19 protein-coding genes are annotated in these 19,402 nt (G+C 42.9%); 11 read left to right on the top strand and 8 right to left on the bottom strand.

Annotation, left to right across the window (positions count from 1 at the left end; all coding sequences use genetic code 11):
* Positions 1-784: 784 nt before the first annotated feature.
* From hemY to hemC, 4 genes are read right to left on the bottom strand one after another with little or no spacing between them, the layout of a single operon-like run.
* On the bottom strand, positions 785-1,990 hold the full coding sequence (gene hemY, locus AAC147_RS17610) for a protoheme IX biogenesis protein HemY (protein WP_047683282.1): 1,206 nt from the start codon (positions 1,988-1,990) through the stop codon (positions 785-787).
* Between the two features lie 2 nt (positions 1,991-1,992).
* On the bottom strand, positions 1,993-3,180 hold the full coding sequence (gene hemX, locus AAC147_RS17605; protein WP_047683279.1) for a uroporphyrinogen-III C-methyltransferase: 1,188 nt from the start codon (positions 3,178-3,180) through the stop codon (positions 1,993-1,995).
* Positions 3,181-3,200: 20 nt separating this feature from the next.
* A complete protein-coding gene (gene hemD, locus AAC147_RS17600) occupies positions 3,201-3,977 on the bottom strand; it encodes a uroporphyrinogen-III synthase (protein ID WP_047683277.1) in 777 nt (258 codons plus the stop codon).
* Positions 3,974-4,915: a hydroxymethylbilane synthase gene (gene hemC, locus AAC147_RS17595; protein WP_047683275.1), complete on the bottom strand. Its 942-nt coding sequence runs from the start codon at positions 4,913-4,915 to the stop codon at positions 3,974-3,976. The genes hemD and hemC overlap by 4 nt, the downstream gene beginning before the upstream one ends.
* Before the next feature lie 670 nt (positions 4,916-5,585).
* Here hemC and AAC147_RS17590 point away from each other — a divergent pair.
* Complete coding sequence (locus AAC147_RS17590; protein WP_047683273.1) at positions 5,586-8,177, top strand: class I adenylate cyclase; 2,592 nt, start codon at positions 5,586-5,588, stop codon at positions 8,175-8,177.
* A gap of 114 nt (positions 8,178-8,291) precedes the next feature.
* Here AAC147_RS17590 and cyaY read toward each other — a convergent pair whose 3' ends face one another.
* Positions 8,292-8,609, bottom strand: a complete 318-nt coding sequence (gene cyaY, locus AAC147_RS17585; RefSeq protein ID WP_047683271.1) for an iron donor protein CyaY — start codon at positions 8,607-8,609, stop codon at positions 8,292-8,294.
* Positions 8,610-8,685: 76 nt separating this feature from the next.
* Between cyaY and lptM the strand changes: the two genes are divergently transcribed.
* From lptM to AAC147_RS17540, 9 genes are all read left to right on the top strand, one after another.
* A complete protein-coding gene (gene lptM / locus AAC147_RS17580) occupies positions 8,686-8,895 on the top strand; it encodes an LPS translocon maturation chaperone LptM (RefSeq protein ID WP_072032533.1) in 210 nt (69 codons plus the stop codon).
* Between the two features lie 40 nt (positions 8,896-8,935).
* Positions 8,936-9,760 (top strand): diaminopimelate epimerase, encoded by an 825-nt coding sequence (gene dapF / locus AAC147_RS17575; protein WP_047683269.1) that lies wholly within the window; start codon positions 8,936-8,938, stop codon positions 9,758-9,760.
* 63 nt (positions 9,761-9,823) lie between these two features.
* On the top strand, positions 9,824-10,528 hold the full coding sequence (locus AAC147_RS17570; RefSeq protein WP_047683293.1) for a DUF484 domain-containing protein: 705 nt from the start codon (positions 9,824-9,826) through the stop codon (positions 10,526-10,528).
* A complete protein-coding gene (xerC, locus tag AAC147_RS17565; protein ID WP_047683267.1) occupies positions 10,525-11,439 on the top strand; it encodes a tyrosine recombinase XerC in 915 nt (304 codons plus the stop codon). Before AAC147_RS17570 ends, xerC begins: the two co-directional genes overlap by 4 nt.
* Entirely contained in the window at positions 11,439-12,155 is a 717-nt protein-coding gene (yigB, locus tag AAC147_RS17560) for a 5-amino-6-(5-phospho-D-ribitylamino)uracil phosphatase YigB (RefSeq protein ID WP_047683265.1), read from the top strand. The genes xerC and yigB overlap by 1 nt, the downstream gene beginning before the upstream one ends.
* 65 nt (positions 12,156-12,220) lie before the next feature.
* Complete coding sequence (gene uvrD / locus AAC147_RS17555) at positions 12,221-14,386, top strand: DNA helicase II (protein WP_047683263.1); 2,166 nt, start codon at positions 12,221-12,223, stop codon at positions 14,384-14,386.
* Positions 14,387-14,477: 91 nt separating this feature from the next.
* Positions 14,478-15,428, top strand: a complete 951-nt coding sequence (corA, locus tag AAC147_RS17550; RefSeq protein ID WP_047683261.1) for a magnesium/cobalt transporter CorA — start codon at positions 14,478-14,480, stop codon at positions 15,426-15,428.
* Positions 15,429-15,635: 207 nt separating this feature from the next.
* A complete protein-coding gene (gene vapB, locus AAC147_RS17545) occupies positions 15,636-15,863 on the top strand; it encodes a type II toxin-antitoxin system VapB family antitoxin (RefSeq protein WP_047683259.1) in 228 nt (75 codons plus the stop codon).
* Positions 15,860-16,285, top strand: a complete 426-nt coding sequence (locus AAC147_RS17540) for a type II toxin-antitoxin system VapC family toxin (protein WP_047683257.1) — start codon at positions 15,860-15,862, stop codon at positions 16,283-16,285. Before vapB ends, AAC147_RS17540 begins: the two co-directional genes overlap by 4 nt.
* Positions 16,286-16,368: 83 nt before the next feature.
* Here the strand turns inward: AAC147_RS17540 and rarD are convergent, their stop codons facing one another.
* Complete coding sequence (gene rarD, locus AAC147_RS17535; protein ID WP_047683256.1) at positions 16,369-17,259, bottom strand: EamA family transporter RarD; 891 nt, start codon at positions 17,257-17,259, stop codon at positions 16,369-16,371.
* 302 nt (positions 17,260-17,561) lie between these two features.
* Positions 17,562-18,539, bottom strand: a complete 978-nt coding sequence (locus tag AAC147_RS17530) for a hypothetical protein (RefSeq protein ID WP_156115381.1) — start codon at positions 18,537-18,539, stop codon at positions 17,562-17,564.
* Between AAC147_RS17530 and AAC147_RS17525 the strand changes: the two genes are divergently transcribed.
* The gene (locus tag AAC147_RS17525; RefSeq protein ID WP_047683252.1) at positions 18,514-18,774 is read left to right on the top strand and encodes a SymE family type I addiction module toxin; all 261 of its coding nucleotides are present in this window, start codon (positions 18,514-18,516) and stop codon (positions 18,772-18,774) included. The two genes, AAC147_RS17530 and AAC147_RS17525, sit on opposite strands and share 26 nt — an antisense overlap.
* A 36-nt stretch (positions 18,775-18,810) precedes the next feature.
* Here AAC147_RS17525 and AAC147_RS17520 read toward each other — a convergent pair whose 3' ends face one another.
* The gene (locus tag AAC147_RS17520; protein ID WP_047683250.1) at positions 18,811-19,401 is read right to left on the bottom strand and encodes a hypothetical protein; all 591 of its coding nucleotides are present in this window, start codon (positions 19,399-19,401) and stop codon (positions 18,811-18,813) included.
* Between the last annotated feature and the right edge of the window lies 1 nt (position 19,402).

Raw genomic sequence — 19,402 nt, 5'->3', positions numbered from 1 at the left:
AATCCTCTCTCGCCGACCAGATTATGAAGAAATAGCCCTGTAAAAAACAGGGCTTTTCTCGTTGTATTCAACAGAAAATCTTCTCTTTTTTCTTGCCATTTCTTCCCTTTCTTATAATTAATTATTTTGAAATTAATTGTTTCTATATGTTTACAATTATATTAACTTTTTGTTTTTAAAGTTATTCGATGTTCAGTGTTGTATTTCAACGACAAACCATACCCTCTTGTGTCTCCAATTAGAGACATTTAACTAATTGATTGAATTTACCTATATCTAACTTCTGGAATGGACGTCTCAAATAAGAGACGGTATTTAGCATGTTTTATGAAAAGGTGACATATCAGTCTCATATTCCGGCCATATAATCTGGAAGAAATTTTCTTATGATTATTGTTGTATCTTGATAGTAGGTTAGGAGATTCGCGAGGTATAAGAAAATTGGCATGAAAAGTGCTTTATTAAATTTGTAGATACTCATCCGACTCCTTATGACAGCGTAGCTTCATAAACCTCAGGATGATGTAGAGCTAATTGCCAGTGCCTATGGTCCACGTTATAGATGAGTAAGCGTATGGTCTTTTCATCACAAACCGGACACAACGTTGAGTGAGGCACTATATCGTCTGTAGACCTGATTGTATTTATACACCTGTCTTATTTGACAGGTGTTTTTTTATCTTTATATGTATATGTACATGTGTATCGACATTTTTACCATGGTTAACAATTCAGATTAAGAATTATTGTTAACCATGGCTATTTTTAATTTAAAGGAAAAGATTTATTCTTCTGTATCACTTTCACGTTTCAGTGTCAGCATAAAGCCTTTAGTGCGTATTTGAGCGGCTTCTTCACGTTTGTGTAATTTGTCCAGTGCATCGGCAAGCCAGGCGTAATCATGAGCATCAGGACGTTGTGCAAGAGCTGCCTTAAAGGCGGTTTCTGCTTTTGCCCATTCCCCATGACGCAATGCCACTTGCCCCAACGTACTGTTAAGTAAAGGTGTTGCACCATGTTGTTTCAACAAATGTGAAAGCGATTTTTGCACAGCCTCAGCATTATCTGCCTTTAAGTGAGGGAGTAACAGTAACAGCCGTTCATCGTATTGCTGTTTTAATCCATTGAGAATAAGCTGTTGTGCAGTTTCATGATCATTACATTCAATCAGGTGTTCAGCCATGGCAACCTGTAATGCAATGTCATTGCGAACTTTGCGACTTTGATCTTTCCACCATACTTTCAGTCCAGCACTGCCTTTTTCTGCCATGATTTGATTCATCAAGCCGATATAAGCTTGCTGACGCAATTGAGCCACATATTCTTCATCATGCAGACTAATTTTTGTTATCGAAGGTAAAATATCAATCAGGGATTGGTAAGCACCTGAACGTGTATATGCCTGCTCAGCCAGCCGCAACACTTCAGTATGTCGTGGGGCTTGATTGAGTAATTTATCCACACCGTTACGGGCTGCATGAATTTCTCCCTGCGCTAATTGGATACGCACACGGGTAATATCGACAGGGAGTTGATCTTTATCAGCCATTTCTGCGGCACGCTCGATATATTGATGGGTACGAAAATAATCGCCACGTTGTTGGGCAGCTTCCGCAGCAAGCAGATAGTTAACGACAGGGTTTTCTGCATGATCAACATTGCGGGTCAATAAGTGTTCTACCTGTTTAAAATCTCCTTCAGCCAGCTTAAGCAAAGCTTGCTTAGTCTGTAACCGAGCCCGGTTGCGCTTATATCCACCAAAGATCCAGCTATGAGTAAAAGTACCGGTACGTTTTAATCTGCGGTAACACCAACCAATGAGAATCAGCAGGAATTGCAGTAAGAGGAACATAATCACCAAACCAGTAACGCTGGTAGTGATATCGTAATTGTCTGTCTGAATAAGAACATATCCCTGATGCCCGGATAACAAAGGGCCAAGCACAACACCTATGATAAGGACGATGAACAGCAATAATATTTTTAGCATGTTCAGCCCTCCTTAGTGGATGTTTCAGCCTGATTAGAGCCTTCTTCAGATTTCGGCTGAGGCTGAATTTCTGGTTGAACTTGGGGCTGATAAAGCGGCTGGTGTGGCAAGTTATAAATACGCTTGCGCATTAAATCTGCTAGCACAGTCTGGCTATTTAATTGTTCCGGTATATCAATGGAAAGTGGTCGTTTTTCCAGTTTATCTACCTCATTCAGGAAAGTTACCGTATCTGGCATAGATGTATCAAAATAAGCTCTTACCCAGGTTGAAACAGATTTTAGTGATTCCTTATAAGTATCAATTTGTCGGCGAGGAGCTGCCTGGGCTGCTATCAACAGCTTGGAGCGGATATTTTCCCGTAGATAGATTTCCTGTTTTGGTGCCAACAGTGGCTCTTTAGAGCCATCACGAGGTTTGATGGTAATGAAATTATCCATAAAGCTGTGCCAGCTTTTGCTCAGATTTTCTCGCCAATCAGAGAGTGAAGCACTAATCCCTTTATCGTCTCCATCCATCGGTTTCCCTTGTTCCACACTATCAACCAGCGGCAAGTTATCTACCTGATTTGATAGCTGATTCAAGGTTAGAATAATGCCATCTATATCTACCTGATTGATTTTGGATAGCATGTCGATATCTTGCATAATCGTTGAGCGGGCATGCAATAAACTAGGATCATTCATTTCTGTAAGGCTGCTGTCTGCATCTTTTAGCAGAGCGATCGCGGTAGCAATATCCTGATCACTCCATATCTTGCGGCTTGCCATTTTTACGAGAAAATTTGCCTGTGCCAACCGCCAGTTTTCGATATCAGAATTTGTAATTGCGGACATTCGATCCTGAAGTTCTGCCATGCGGCTGTCTAATTGCTGTCTTTGCGTATTGGCTTGCTCCAGGGCATTTTTCATTGCTTCAATTTTGTCATCTGCATCTTGTTTATCCGCAGACTGTTGTTGCACGAAAGAAGCCACTTGCTGTTGTAGCGCGAGGTTTTCGGCTTCTAATGCTGCATTCTGTTGTTTACCATGATAAAAAAGATAAATTCCACCCGCACCTACTGCCAGCGTAATAGCAATTGAGAGTGTACTGCCCACCCACCCGTCACTTCTGGATTTACGAGGAGCCTTTTTAGGCTTCTGAGGGAGTGTTGTCTCAACCGCATCAGTGGATTTCTTTTGTTCCGTCATAATGGACATCCCATATTGGTTTATTCCAGCGCCTGCATTAAGGCGTCATTATCTGCACTCTTAGTGACTTTTATTTCTTGCCAGCCCAGTGTTCGGGCAATATTGGCGAGGCGTTCACTGACCACAATCAGCCGGCAACCTAATAACCACGCTTTGCCATTACCACTACTCTCAGTGCTACCATCTTCACTGTCATCACCTTCAGTAACTAAGTTATATAACAGTTGCAACATTTCGCCACTTGTAACAACGATGGTTCTTATACCACATTGTTGCCAATGATGATTGAACTCAGTTGTACGATATTTGACTGGCTGACGTGAATAACATTCACAGTAATCAATTGCTCCTCCCCGCATCTTTAAGGTTGAAGCAATCACCTCTCGGCCACCATTGCCGCGAAGTAATAAAATCTTTTTATTCTCCATTTTTTGTAAAGCAGGGAGTTGCAGGAGATCTTCACTTGTTTCTCCTTGCTCTGACCAGAGAATGTTTTTTCCCGTTTGTTGATGAAAGAGCAAGGACGTCGATTTGCCGATACCATAATAGGATAGCTTGTCAGGCCATGAGAGGCCTTCTTGTACAAGCTGTTCGTTGGCATAATGCACGGCATTTTTGGATAGCAGAAAAACGAAATCACCCGCTGATAGCTGTCGCAGTTTTTGTGTCAGTAAGGGCAGCTCAGTACCAGGGTAAATTGCAATAAGTGGCGCACTGAATGCTGTTTTACCGATAGATCTTAACTGATTGACCAACGCTTCTCCTGCGGGGGCAGGACGGGTGACTAAGATGCTCATGCAGGTGGGTTCCTTTGATATACGTCAGACAGGATCTGGCGTGCACCTTTCTCTAATAACTCTTCTGCCAATGACACACCCGCCTGGCGGGCCTCTTCACTACGAATAAGTCTTTCGCCACGAATAATGGTACTGCCATCAGGTGCGCCAACAAGGGCACGTAACCAGATGTTACTGTCCTGCCAAATGGCATAGCTACCAATGGGAACCTGACATCCCCCTTCAAGGCGGGTGTTCATGGCACGTTCAGCGAGGACACAAATCTCTGTTCTTTGATGATTTAAGGGAGCAAGCAGCTCACGAGTCTGCATATCATTCAGGCGACATTCAATACCAACAGCGCCTTGACCGACAGCAGGAAGCAGCAATTCCGGTGCCAACGGCATTCGGATACGCTCTTCCAACCCTAGTCTTTTCAGGCCCGCAGTTGCAAGGATAATGGCGTCATAATCATCATTATCGAGTTTGCTCAAACGGGTGCCGACATTGCCACGTAAGTCGCGGATCACAAGATCAGGACGCAGATGGCGAAGCTGGCACTGGCGGCGTAAGCTGGATGTTCCAACAATACTGCCAGCGGGCAGTTCATCAATCGAGGCGTATTCTACTGAAACAAAAGCATCTCGTGGATCTTCCCTTTCACAGATTGTGACCAATCCCAAACCCTCAGGAAATTCGACAGGGACATCTTTCATGGAGTGAACAGCGATGTCTGCCCGATTTTCAAGCATCGCTAACTCTAGCTCTTTCACAAATAACCCTTTACCGCCAACCTTGGCGAGTGGCGTATCAAGGATGACATCACCGCGAGTGATCATTGGAACTAATACAACTTTCAATTCAGGATGGAAATGTTCTAGTTGCTTTTGAACGTATCGAGCTTGCCACATAGCTAAAGGGCTTTGGCGAGTCGCAATGCGAATGGTTTTCATTGTCATGGGTAATTATCTTGGATAATTGTATTAATTAACGGCAATTGGAGATTTTTATCTCCAAAGAGTGAAAAAATAGAACAGTAAAAATGGCTCAGTTTTAACACTTCAATAATTTTTTTTCCAGTTAAGAAAAAACCAGAATAGTATATAAATATACAGCTCGAAAATATAAAAATAATTTTAAACATTAAAATAATGTTTTAATTAAATGGAGTAAATAAACAAATAGATTGAATTAAAATCAAATTGCTATTTGAAATTTATCTTTTTCGAAAAAAGAGAAAGATATTTATCAATTAAAAGTAATATTAATGAAACAGTTATGCAAAATTCGGCGTTTACAATACCTTACAGCAACGATACAGAAAATGGTCAGCTATAATACCTATTTCAAAAAAACATATTTTAGTATCAAATTTGTGAGTAACTTAATACTTTACAATGAGTTAATTGATGTTTAGGTGTTGTATGGAAGGTGAAAAGATGATATTGCGGACTTTACGCCTTGACTGCAAGGTGTTAAATTGATCACGTTTCCGATAATAAGTTTGTAAAAAAATTCTAAAAAATAGTCTTGTAACACGACCTGTTAACGAGTATCAGACGTTAACGGTGGCTGAGCGTTAGCGGAAACTGGCGATTGTAAGCACTGAAACTGAAGCAGGCGAAACTCTTGTATCTTTATATTGAAACGCTGAAGCAGCGACTGGATGCAATTAATCAGCTTAGGTTAGAGCGTGCGACTAACTCAATGAGCGCCGCATTTAAGCAGGTTTATAATTTAATTCCAGTATTATTACACTATCATCATCCAATGATGCCGGGTTATATCAAAGATGACGTTCCTCATGGTGTCTGTTTTTTTGTACCTGATGAAACTCAGCAATTTTGGATTAATGATCTGGAATACCAGTTTACTGGTGTTTTCTCCCCCTCCTTTAATGGTGAACTGCCAATTACGGGTATTTACTCGATGGGCAGTACTTCTTCTATCGGACAGAGCTATTTTTCTGATTTAGATATTTGGGTTTGTCATCAATCCTGGCTGGATAGTGGTGAAAAAGCGCTACTGGAACAGAAATGTATTTTAATAGAACAATGGGCTGCTTCACTGGGTATTGAAGTAACCTTCTTTTTGATTGATGAGAATCGCTTTCGCCATAACACCTGCGGCAGCCTGAATGGCGAAGATTGTGGCTCAACTCAGCATATCCTTCTGCTGGATGAATTTTATCGCACTGCGGTCTGCATGGCGGGTAAACGCCTGTTGTGGGCGATGGTTCCTGTGGAAGAGGAGGTAAATTACGATGAATATGTGCTTTCTTTATATGCACAGGGTGTTTTAACCCCGAATGAGTGGTTGGATCTGGGCGGCTTAGGTGAGTTGTCAGCAGAAGAATATTTTGGTGCCAGCCTGTGGCAACTTTATAAGAGTGTAGATTCTCCTTATAAGTCCGTATTGAAGAGCCTGTTGCTGGAAGCCTATTCGTGGGAATACCCGAATGGCAAGTTGCTGGCAATGGAGATGAAACAGCATTTCCATGATGGCTCGATTGTTTCTTTTGGCCTTGATGCTTACAGCATGATGCTTGATCGTGTTACCCGATACCTTACTGATACTAATGACACGACGCGTTTGGATTTGGCGCGCCGCTGTTTTTACCTGAAGGTTTGCGAAAAAATTCAGGAAAGCGGTGATGATAAAGGGTATTCAGGATGGCGACAGCAGATTATCTCTCAGTTAGCGCAGGAATGGGGCTGGAATAGCGATAAACTGGCCATGTTGAATAACCGTAACTCATGGAAAATCGAGCAGGTACGTGCAGCTCATAATGAACTGCTGGATACCATGATGCAGAGTTATCGCAATCTTATCCGTTTTGCCCGGCGTAACAATTTAAGTGTGAGTGCGAGTCCACAAGACATTGGTGTATTGACCCGTAAATTGTATGCTGCATTTGAGGCCCTGCCCGGCAAAATCACGTTGGTAAACCCGCAAATTTCGCTGGATTTGTCAGAACAAGATTTGACATTTATTTATGTTCCACCAGGGCGGGCAAATCGTAGTGGCTGGTATCTTTATAATCGAGCGCCCGCAATAGAATCCATCATTGGTCATCAACCGCTGGAGTATAATCGTTATTTGAATAAATTGGTGGCATGGACATATTTCAACGGGTTGCTGGCGGAAAAAACCCGTATTCATATTCATCATGGAGAATCTCAAACTGACAAAAAGAAGCTACGCGATTTGGTGAGTGATATTTCTACTCATTTCCCTATCCGCTTGCCCGCTCCAACACCAAAGGCATTATACAGCCCTTGTGAAATCCGCCATCTGGCAATTATTGTGAATTTGGAAACTGATCCAACCATAAATTTTTCCGATCAAATTGTACATTTTGATTTCAGAAATTTAGATGTGTTCAGTTTCGGTGAATCGCAGCAATGTCTGGTGGATAGTATCGACTTGCTTTACCGTAATTCATGGAATGAAGTGAGGACACTGCATTTCAGCGGTGAACAATCCATGCTGGAAGCATTGAAAACAATACTGGGAAAAATGCACAGAGATGCAGCACCGCCAGCGAGTGTTGAAGTTTTTTGTTATAGCAAGCATTTGTGTGGATTGATTCGCACCCGCATCCAGCAATTGGTTTCAGAGTGTATCGGGTTGCGTCTCTCCAGTAACCGGCAGGATCCTAACCGCTTCAAAGCATTGCGCATTTCTGGTCAAACCTGGGGGCTATTTTTTGAACGGCTCAACGTTTCAGTGCAAAAACTGGAAAATGCGGTGGAATTCTATGGTGCAATTTCAAATACCAAGCTACATGGTCTGCCAGTTAAAATTGATACTAAAGAAAAACATCTGCCCCCTGTCATTGATGGATTTGCCTGTGAAGGGATCATTCAGTTTTTCTTTGAAGATATTGAAGGTAACCAAGGGTTCAATATCTATATTCTGGATGAATCAAACCGGGTAGAAATTTATTTCCATTGTGAAGGAAGTAAAGAAGAATTGGTGCGTGATGTCAGCCGTTTTTATTCTTCATCGCATGACCGTTTTACCTATGGCTCCAGTTTTATCAATTTTAATTTGCCACAGTTCTATCAAATCGTTAAGAAAGGCGAACGTACTCATGTAGCGCCATTTATGGATGGTAAATCGCCGTTAGATAATGAGACAAGGAATATTATTGATCTGGAACTGGATGAGGCGTTCAGGGCAAATAGCGACCCGTTTCATTCTTTGTACCACTATTGAGAATGGGTCATAGTTAGGTCATCGCTGTAGTCAGTAGCTGTAGTCAGTAAAAGTGCCGTATTTTGGATACGGCACAAGATGTCAGTTGTTTAAGTAAGGGGGATAAAAACTTCACTAAAACTGAAATGGCTCGTCACTCTGTTCTGTAATTGCTTGTGCCAGCATGGAAAGAAAATCGTTACCGCTACGGTCGCAAACCCACTTGTTATCCCGGTAATCGAAATGATAACCCCCATTTTTAGTTGCCAGCCAGATTTGGTGAAAAGGCTCCTGGCGATTGATAATGATTTTGCTGCCATTCTCAAAGCTAAGTGTCATTACGCCACCATTGGTTTCACAGTCAATATCGGCATCACCTTCATAGTTATCCAGTTGTTCTTCAAGATAAAGCATCAATTGATCAGCTAATTGATGAAATTCGCTATCGTTCATATTTATTTCCTATTTGCTTTTCAGGGCCTAACTGCGATTATAGAGAGTATTGGCGTATGAATCACAGGCATTAATCATGATGAACAAACAATTCCGTTGGTCACTTGCTATCATAACACTACTCTCTATTGCGGGCTGTGGCTTGAAAGGCCCTCTTTATTTCCCGCCAGCAGAGTCTGTTGCACCTCAAACTTCATTGAATAAGGCGCAGCCGACGGGAAATTTTTCTCAAAATAACCTCTCTAAAAACGATATCATTAAAAACAATACCTCGGCGGATGCTTGATAAGCGTAAGCAGGTGATGGAATTTCACTTGGAGTAGTATATGCAATTCTCCAAAATGCATGGTCTTGGCAATGATTTTATGGTCGTTGATGCAGTGACCCAGAATGTTTATTTTTCGCCGGAATTAATCTGCCGGTTATCAAATAGACATACTGGTGTAGGGTTTGATCAACTGCTGGTTGTTGAAGCGCCCTATGATCCTGACCTAGACTTTCACTATCGTATTTTTAATGCGGATGGCAGTGAAGTTTCTCAATGTGGTAATGGGGCTCGTTGTTTTGCTCGTTTTGTCCGTTTAAGAGGGTTGACGAATAAACGTGAGATTAAGGTTAGTACACGGTCTGGTCATATGACGCTGAGCGTGACATACGATGATCAGGTCTGTGTCAATATGGGCGAGCCGGTCTTTGAACCACAGTCCGTCCCTTTCCGCGCTAACAAAGCAGAAAAAACTTATATTATCAGGGTCATGGATCGTACGGTGCTCTGTGGTGTTGTCTCAATGGGGAATCCTCACTGTGTTATTCAGGTTGAGAATGTGGACACCGCAGAGGTTGAGGTGCTTGGCCCCATTTTAGAACGCCATGAACGTTTTCCTGAGAGAGCGAATATTGGCTTTATGCAGGTCGTGAATCGTAGCCATATCCGATTGCGTGTCTTTGAGCGAGGTGCCGGAGAAACGCGGGCATGTGGTAGTGGCGCTTGTGCCGCTGTTGCTGTTGGTATCCAGCAAAATCTATTAGATAAGCAGGTTCGCGTTGATTTGCCAGGCGGTTCCCTGAATATTCGTTGGGATGGGCCAAGGCAGCCACTTTATATGACCGGGCCGGCAACTCATGTTTATGACGGCACAATTCAGGTGTAATTGATTCATGTGTCATTGATTCCGTGTGGCAGGAGTTATTTTTGAAATATGGGGCATTGGAAAATGGGTAAAGAAAACAAACCATTGCACACCGAAAATGAATTGGATGATCAGATCGTGGTGGATTATCTGCTGAATAACCCCAATTTTTTTATCCGCAATGCTAATGCGGTCGATAGGATAGAGGTTCCTCATCCAGTACGTGAGTGTGTTTCTCTGATGGAATGGCATATGAACCGTCAAAGAAAACGAATCCGCTACCTGGAAGAAGACTTGATACATCTGGTGGAACAGGCAAAACAAAATGAAATATTGTTTAATCGCTTGTTGCAATTGCTTACTGAACTTTCTGCTGTCGAAAGTTTGCAGGATTTTCTTTCCCGTTTAAGCTCATGGTCAAAAACACTGGGTCTGAGCAACTGTTATATCCGGTTGTTTTCTGACAAGTGGTTTCTTGGTGCCCCATTGAATGCGCCGGATTTAGCGATATCCCGCAATGCTTTTGAGCCAATTCGGATCCAACGATTCGGTGACAATAACCATTATCTTGGTATGTTACACGGCCCGGAAATTTTATTGTTGATGCCTCAGGCTCGTCATGTCGGCTCAGTGGCTGTGTCTCTTTTAGGAGGACAAGGAGAGTTGGGCATGGTGATCTTCAATAGCCATGATAAACGACACTATCACGAAGGAATGGGAACTGACCTGTTAGATCAGTTAGTGAAACTGCTGCCAAGGTTATTGTCCCGTTGGATTAAACGAGTATGAACCAGCCAATCGATTTACTCCTTGAGCCAGTAGAAGCCTTTTTGCACCATCTGCGAGTTGAGCGTCGTCTAAGTCTGATGACAATAACCAATTATCGTCGTCATCTCACGGTATTGGCAGAAATGTCACTGGAAATGGGGGTAACAGAGTGGCAATCGCTTGATGCGACTAAAGTCAGAATGTTCGCTACCCGTAGCCGTCGGGTTGGGTTACAGTCTGCCAGCCTTGCACTGCGTCTTTCTTCCTTGCGTAGTTTTCTGGATTGGATGGTGACACAGGAAAAAATAGAAGCTAATCCTGCTAAAATTGTCAGTACACCACGCAAAAAGCACCATTTACCCAAAAACATAGATGTGGACGAAGCTAACCAACTACTCAATATTAACCTGAATGATCCTCTGTCTGTGCGTGACAGAACAATGATGGAAGTCATGTATGGTGTGGGCTTACGCCTATCTGAGCTGGTTGGCCTGGATTGCCAGCATCTGGATTTGAAAAATGGTGACATTTGGGTGCAGGGTAAAGGCAGTAAAGAACGTAAAGTTCCGGTCGGGAGAATTGCATTGCAATGGCTGCAACGTTGGCTGGAAATGCGGGAACTATTTGAACCGGAAGGTAATGCTGTTTTCATTTCCACCCGAAGCGGGAAACGGATCTCAACCCGCAATGTACAAAAACGATTTGAGCAGTGGGGGATTCGGCAGGGGATAAACAATCATATTCATCCCCATAAACTGCGCCATTCGTTTGCTACACATATTCTGGAATCCAGTGGTGATCTCCGGGCTGTGCAAGAATTGTTAGGCCATACAAGTTTATCGTCTACCCAGGTCTACACCCATCTGGATTTTCAACACTTATCCAAAGTTTATGATGTGGCTCACCCTAGAGCAAAAAGAGGGAAATCATAATGCGTTTTTATCGGCCTCTCGCGCCATTTGCTGCGATGACATTCGATCTGGATGATACACTTTACGATAATCATCCAGTCATCGATAAAACCGAAAAAGAAGTATTGTGTTTTATCAGGCAGTACGATGCCAAATTCAGTCATTTTGACAGCGAAGATCTGCATGTATACCGTCAGGCTGTTCTTGAGATGGAACCAGAAATTTACCATGATCTGACAGCATGGCGACGGCATTCCGCAGAACTGATGTTCAGCTACCACGGTTTTAACCGTGAGGCAGCCATACGTGGCGCGGATGAGATTATGTCTTGTTTCACCTATTGGCGTAATCAGATCACCATACCAGAATCGACACATAACACTTTATCGGTGCTGGCAGAAAAGATGCCGCTGGTGGCGATCACCAATGGGAATGTTGAACCTGCTGAATGTGGTCTTGCCCGTTATTTTAAATTTGTTCTCAAAGCAGGAGTGGATGGACGTTCCAAGCCATGTCCAGACATGTATCATCTGGCGGCTAAACAATTGGGGCTGCCAGCAAATCAAATTCTGCATGTTGGTGATAATTTGAAGACCGATGTCGAAGGAGCCCTTTGCAGCGGTATGCAGGCTTGTTGGATGAATGTTGAAAATAAAAATCTGATGCAAGAGCCTGAAGGGCGGCGGGTTCCACATATTGAGATTTCTGACTTGGATTCTTTGATCGCACTGATATAATTTCAAACTGTAATTCTGTATAAAAAAACAGTGACAAAAGTCATTGTTAACAACTGATGGTAATTATGGACGTCTCTTATCTGCTCGAAAGCTTGAATGATAAACAACGTGAAGCTGTTGCTGTACCCCGTACCAATATGCTGGTACTGGCAGGTGCTGGCAGCGGTAAGACTCGCGTATTGGTGCACCGTATCGCCTGGTTACTGTCAGTTGAACATGCCTCACCTTTCTCTGTTATGGCAGTAACATTTACCAATAAAGCAGCAGCAGAGATGCGCCACCGCATTGAAAATCTGATTGGTACTAGTCAGGGGGGCATGTGGATTGGAACATTTCATAGTCTGGCTCATCGTTTACTGCGTGCCCATCATCTTGATGCCAACTTACCGCAGGATTTCCAGATCCTGGACAGTGAAGATCAGCACCGTCTGATTAAACGTATCGTCAAGGCGATGAATCTGGATGACAAACAGTGGCCTGCACGTCAGGGTATGTGGTACATCAACGGCAAAAAAGATGAAGGATTACGCCCTCAGCATATTGAAAGTTACGGCAATCCGGTGGAAGCAACATGGCTGAGAATTTATCAGGCCTATCAGGAAGCTTGTGATCGTGCCGGATTGGTGGATTTTGCTGAGTTATTGTTGCGTGCTCATGAACTGTGGTTGAACAAACCGCAAATATTGCAACATTATCGTGATCGTTTTACTAATATTTTGGTAGATGAGTTTCAGGATACCAACAGCATTCAATATGCTTGGATCCGCTTGTTAGCCGGCGATTCCGGTAAGGTGATGATTGTCGGGGACGATGATCAATCTATTTACGGTTGGCGGGGAGCGCAAGTAGAAAACATTCAGCGTTTCCTCAAAGATTTCCCGGCTGCGAAGACGATTCGTCTGGAACAGAATTACCGTTCCACCAGCAATATCCTTAAGGCAGCTAATGCCCTGATTGCTCATAACAATGACCGGTTGGGCAAAAACTTATGGACAGAAGGCAGCGAAGGAGAACCGATCTCACTTTACTCTGCTTTTAATGAATTGGATGAAGCACGTTATGTTGTTAGCCGCATCAAGCATTGGCTGGACAATGGCGGAGCATTAAAAGAGTGTGCGATCCTGTACCGCAGTAATGCCCAGTCCCGCGTATTGGAAGAAGCCTTGTTGCAGGCTTCCATACCTTACCGTATTTATGGCGGCCAACGCTTCTTTGAACGTCAGGAAATCAAAGACGCTTTATCTTATCTGCGTCTGGTCGCAAACCGTAATGATGATTCTGCCTTTGAACGCGTGGTCAATACACCTACGCGGGGAATTGGAGACAGAACATTAGATGTTGTGCGTCAGATGGCGCGAGATCAACAGAAAACACTGTGGGAAAGCAGTCTGATGCTGATCCAGGAAAAAGTGCTGGCAGGGCGGGCCGCATCTGCCTTACAGCGTTTTATTGAGTTAATTGATGCACTAGAAACTGAAACACAAGAGATGCCACTCCATATACAGACGGATCGGATTATCCGTGATTCTGGCTTGTGGGCGATGTATCAGCAGGAAAAAGGCGAAAAAGCGCAGGCGCGTATCGAAAACCTTGAGGAATTAGTCACGGCGACCCGCCAATTCAGCTATCAGGATGAAGACGAAGATTTGATGCCATTGCAGGCTTTCTTATCTCATGCTGCGCTTGAAGCGGGTGAAGGGCAGGCCGATGCCTATCAGGATTCTGCCCAGTTGATGACTCTGCATGCGGCGAAAGGGTTGGAATTCCCGCAAGTTTTTATTGTCGGTATGGAAGAGGGGATGTTCCCAAGCCAAATGTCCATTGAGGAAGGGGGGCGTTTGGAAGAAGAGCGCCGGCTGGCTTATGTGGGGGTGACAAGGGCGATGGAAAAACTGACCCTGACCTATGCCGAAAGTCGTCGCCTGTATGGGAAAGAAGTGTATCATCGCCCGTCTCGTTTTATCGGGGAGTTACCGGAAGAATGTGTCACTGAGGTGCGTCTGCGGGCAACAGTGTCCCGTCCGGTGAATCATAAACGACTGGGAACACCGATCAGCACTAATGATAGCGGTTATGCCCTGGGACAACGTGTCCGCCATCCTAAATTTGGTGAGGGGACAATTATCAATATTGAAGGCAGTGGGGAACATTGCCGTTTGCAAATCGCGTTTCAGGGTGAAGGCATCAAGTGGCTGGTGGCTGCTTATGCCAGGCTTGAAACCGGCCAATAATAATCCGGTCGAATGTTGACAGGCTTTTTCTTCTAAGCGTAACATTCGCGCCTTACGATAAACGTAGGGAGTATAAGGAGACTTATGGTACATGCTGAACGCATTTAAATTAGAGAATAATCGCCTGCTCCGTCTCGAACTTGAAGAAGGTGATAAGTTATCCGACTCTATGTGGGTAGATTTGGTTGGACTGGGAGATAATGATCGGCTCCGAGTCCAGAACGAATTAGGACAAGCTCTGGCGACCCGCACTGAATTGGATGATATCGAGGCTTCGGCCCGTTTTTTTGAAGATGAAGACGGTATGCACGTCCACTCATTCTTCTATTTTGAAGACGCTGAAGACCATGCTGGCAACTCGACAGTCGCTTTTACCATTCGTGACGGTCGTCTCTACACACTGCGAGAGCGTGAACTCCCTGCATTTCGATTATACCGAATGCGCGCCCGTAACCAGACGATGGTTGACGGAAATGCCTATGAGCTGCTGATGGATTTGTTCGAAACCAAGATCGAACAGTTGGCAGATGTGATTGAAAATATCTATAGCGTACTGGAATCCCTGAGCCGGGTGATTATGAACGGTAAACAAGGGGATGAATTCGATTCCGCTCTATCGAATCTTGCTGAGCAGGAAGATATTGGCTGGAAAGTGCGCCTTTGTTTAATGGATAGCCAGCGCGCCCTGAACTTTCTTGTGCGCCGTGCCCGTTTGCCTGCCAACCAGTTAGAACAGGCACGTGAGATCCTGCGGGATATCGAATCCTTGTTGCCACATAACGAATCCTTATTCCAGAAAGTTAACTTCCTGATGCAGGCGGCGATGGGTTTTATCAACATCGAACAGAGCCGGATTATCAAAATCTTCTCCGTTGTTTCCGTGGTATTTCTGCCGCCAACGCTGGTGGCTTCCAGCTATGGAATGAACTTCAAATTTATGCCGGAGCTGAATTGGACATTCGGCTACCCTGCGGCCATTGGGTTGATGATTGCCGCAGGATTGGCACCTTACCTTTACTTTAAGCGAAAAAACTGGCTGTAATCATTCCGATCTCCATGCTTTATAGCCGCTTTGCTGGCTATTTCTAAAGACCCTCCAGTTACATAGTCAGCTATATTTCTGGGGGCTGTCTCTCGTTATACTACAACCTGAAAAAGTATATTCTCGTACTCGCATTTGTTCGTATATTGACCTGCTTTGATTGTTAACATATGCTATGCATATGTTTTCCAGTGTAGGAGATCTCATATGAGAACTGTGGCTGTTTTTAAAAATGGTAATAATCGTGCTATCCGTTTACCTAAAGATCTGGATTTTGAGGGCGTTAATGAATTGGAGATTATCCGAGAAGGAGAGACCATTATATTACGCCCAGTAAAACCTAGCTGGCATTCATTTTTATCAGAGGATAAGGCGGACGAAGATTTTCTATCTGAACGACCGGATATTATTGAGGAAGGACGTTTTACGTTATGAAAAAGCTTTACATGTTGGATACTAACATTTGTTCATTCATTATGCGTGAGCAGCCTATTGCGGTGATAAACCAATTACAGAAATGTGTAATGAATAACTATCCAATTGTGGTATCTGCTATTACTTATTCGGAAATACGTTTCGGGGCAATTGGGAAAAAAGCTTCTCCGAAACATGGTGTATTAGTGGACGAATTTTGTAAACGTTTGGATGGGATCTTACCGTGGGATAAATCTGCGGTGGACGCAACAACAAAAGTAAAAGTTGCTTTGACTTCTGCGGGCACATCAATCGGACATAATGATACCGCCATTGCAGGGCACGCCCTGTCTGTGGGAGCTATATTAGTCACAAATAATACCCGTGAATTTTCGCGTGTAATTGGATTGCCATTAGAAGATTGGACTGAAATATATCAATAAAATTGTGGATAAATTAATCAAAAAACTGACCCGAATTTTCGATAAGGTATTGGGTCAGTTCTAAAATGATTGAAGATAATGGACTACTTCCGCAAACGACGTTGCGTATAAAGCGCATCCAGCGTAAATAGAATCAATGCAGCCCAGATAAAACCAAAAGTGATCAAACGATCTGGCCCAATCTTCTCACCATAAACCAGTGTTGCTAACAAGAACATTATGGTTGGACCAAGATACTGAAAGAATCCTAGCGTGGACAAACGTAGATGTGCCGCCGCTGCGGTAAAAAGCAACAGTGGCACCGTCGTAATAATACCGGCGGCAATCAGCATCAGATTCAAGGAATAGGTATTATCCAACATATTGCTGGTCGGGCTGTCGGTGAAGAACAGCAGGTAACTCAGCGCGACAGGAAATACCCAGACTGTCTCAATTAACATGCCTGTTTGTGCATCCACCCCTAGCTTTTTGCGGATCAAACTGTAGACGGCAAATGTTGTCGCTAAGTACAGGCCAATCACAGGTACAGAGCCAAACTGCACGACTTGAATGAGTACGCCTGTAAAGGCTAAAGCCACGGCAACCCACTGCATACGCCGGAACCGCTCACCGAGGAATAGCATACCAAGTAACACACTCACTAAAGGGTTAATGAAATACCCCAGACTTGCTTCAATGAGATGGTTATTATTGACGGCCCAGATATAAGTCAGCCAGTTACTGGTAATTGTGAAGGCAGTAAAACCTAACAGTAGCAAGATCTTGGGTTGACGGACAACGACCCAGGCCTGACGCCAGTGACGAGTTACTGTTAACATCAGCACCATAAAAAATACAGACCATATAACACGGTGCGATACGATTTCATCGGGGGGAACATATTGTATGCTTTTGAAGTAGATAGGAGCTAACCCCCAAATCAGGTAGGCACCTAAGGCATACAGGATACCTTTGGCTGTCTGTGGTTTGTTCATAATATCCTTGAATGTTCAGAGAGTGTTCAGAAAAAATGAGAAGAGCTTGTTAGATGTTAGCCCATAGAGCCATACAATGTGTCACTGGGTTAAGTAATTTACAAGAAATTAATGGCGTAAATAAGAAAGAAAAACTTTCCGCCTGTATTGTTGGTTTTATATGCTATATCAGTGTTTGTTTTTAAAATAATATCCTGCATTTAGCCTGGTGATGTGTTTATTACATAAATAATTTGGACGTCAGATAGGATATAAAAATGTTCTAAGCTGGTAAGTGAAGTTTACACATTTACATCATCAAATTATCTGAATCCCATCATCGTTCTAATTGGTAATTCAGATTTATCAGGGCAATCCAGTCCTCGTATTTTGACCGCAAGATCGTTATTTCTCAACTCATTACATAGTTGTGCAATGTCTTTCGGAGTCCAATAAATGTTTTTTCCATATCCTATTCTCTGAATTGGGTTTAATAAACTTTCCACACCACCTGCTTTTAATATTCTGGCAACTATTGTGGCGCAATTTTTACTGAAAGTACTATAACTATGGCTCACATGATAGTTGCCATATGTTTTTCCAATATAGATTTCATCCTTTTTTTTCTGCATTTTTTCAATATCTAAGTTGATAAGCAAATATTCCAGATGGGGTTGTAAGATAAAATCTGTCTGAATTTTACCGAAGGTTCCTGCAAATGATAAACCTCCTCGAGGCATGTCGGGGTCAGAATAGAAACTGACATAATTATTATCTGTTGGAGATGGTGGATGCTGTATGGATGTTGAAGGGCTTCTTTCATGTCTTGAAAAAATGGAAGAAGCTGAACGTCTCCTTTCATTTGGAGGTAAGGGGCTTGCTGGTGTGGAATTGGTCGGTGTTGAGGGTTCCGTAACCCCAATTGGCCAGGGGCATTTTGGCATTCCACCGATATAAACAGAGGCATGCCCTGCAACAAAACTGTGGCAGGGATACCAAATATAGACAACGGCAGAGACAGGGGTTCCTGCGAGTATTTTTTGTTCTGCTTTGGTTCTTGGGGTCATGGTTGGTTCTCTGGCTGGTTTATTGATTAATGATTCAATTAATAACTTTATAAGACAATTTGTTGCGACTTTTTGGTATTGCCGAAATTGGTGGTTGTTAAGATGAGCTCGGTGTAATGACTGATACAGTACAGTTTGTTTATTAAGTAAAGGTATCATATACCCAGAGTGGTGGTATGTTAATAGGTGATTGGGGGAACTACCACAGATGAGATACGTGCCGCAAAATAACAAGATCAGTGCCCCACCTGCAATCCACCTTAAAGGCCAGTGGCTTAAGGCGGCAGAGTTCGATAAAGGTTGCACGCTGACAGTCAAGATTATGGACGGCTGCTTGGTGCTGATCCCTGACAGCGACGACACTCGCAACATCAAGCAACAGTACCAGCGCCAGCAAGACCAGCTCAGTGATATTAAATTGAGAGTGCGGGAGATTATCAGGCAGGATAATGATAAAAAGCCGAAATAATTTATATCTCGGCTCAGATATACTCGAATAACATAATTATTTCTTTGCAATAAAATAAGAAAAAGCGTTATTAGTCAGATAATTTTCATTTTTACCGTTGTACTTCTCTGCTGCATCTGGCCAAGCAAAAAATTTAGTCTCTGATTTATTTGCTACTTTACCAGTCTCTCGATCAATTAAATAAACTTTTTGTGCACCTTTTTTAAATATTTTCCAGACTGTTTTTACAAATAAATCGGTTTCTGGATCCTGGATAGGGTCGTATGATGCAGACAGAGTTCCATTTCTTAAGCAGTTAGTTGCATAATTAGCTGTCTTAGAGCGTAAAAACTGAATTAATCCTTTCCCAACCCACCCACCAATATAACCCATCCCTGATGGATGTGGTGTAATATACTGATTTTTATACATTTCAACACTAAGAATTTTAGTATTTATAATGCTAAAATTTGATTTATCTATTGTTTCACCAAACTTTAATATATCAGAAATAGGCAACGTATTATCATCCCATACATATTGCTCTATAAATTTTATTGAATCTATTTTATTTTTCAAGGCAATAGAAAATTGCTCCTCGTCAGTTGAGGTCATAAACAATTCTATTCCCGGTGTTTTATTAGACATG

Source organism: Xenorhabdus sp. NBAII XenSa04, assembly GCF_963866145.1.
GTDB classification, from domain to species: Bacteria; Pseudomonadota; Gammaproteobacteria; order Enterobacterales; family Enterobacteriaceae; genus Xenorhabdus; species Xenorhabdus indica.
This window is presented reverse-complemented; position numbering and strand designations above follow the sequence as displayed.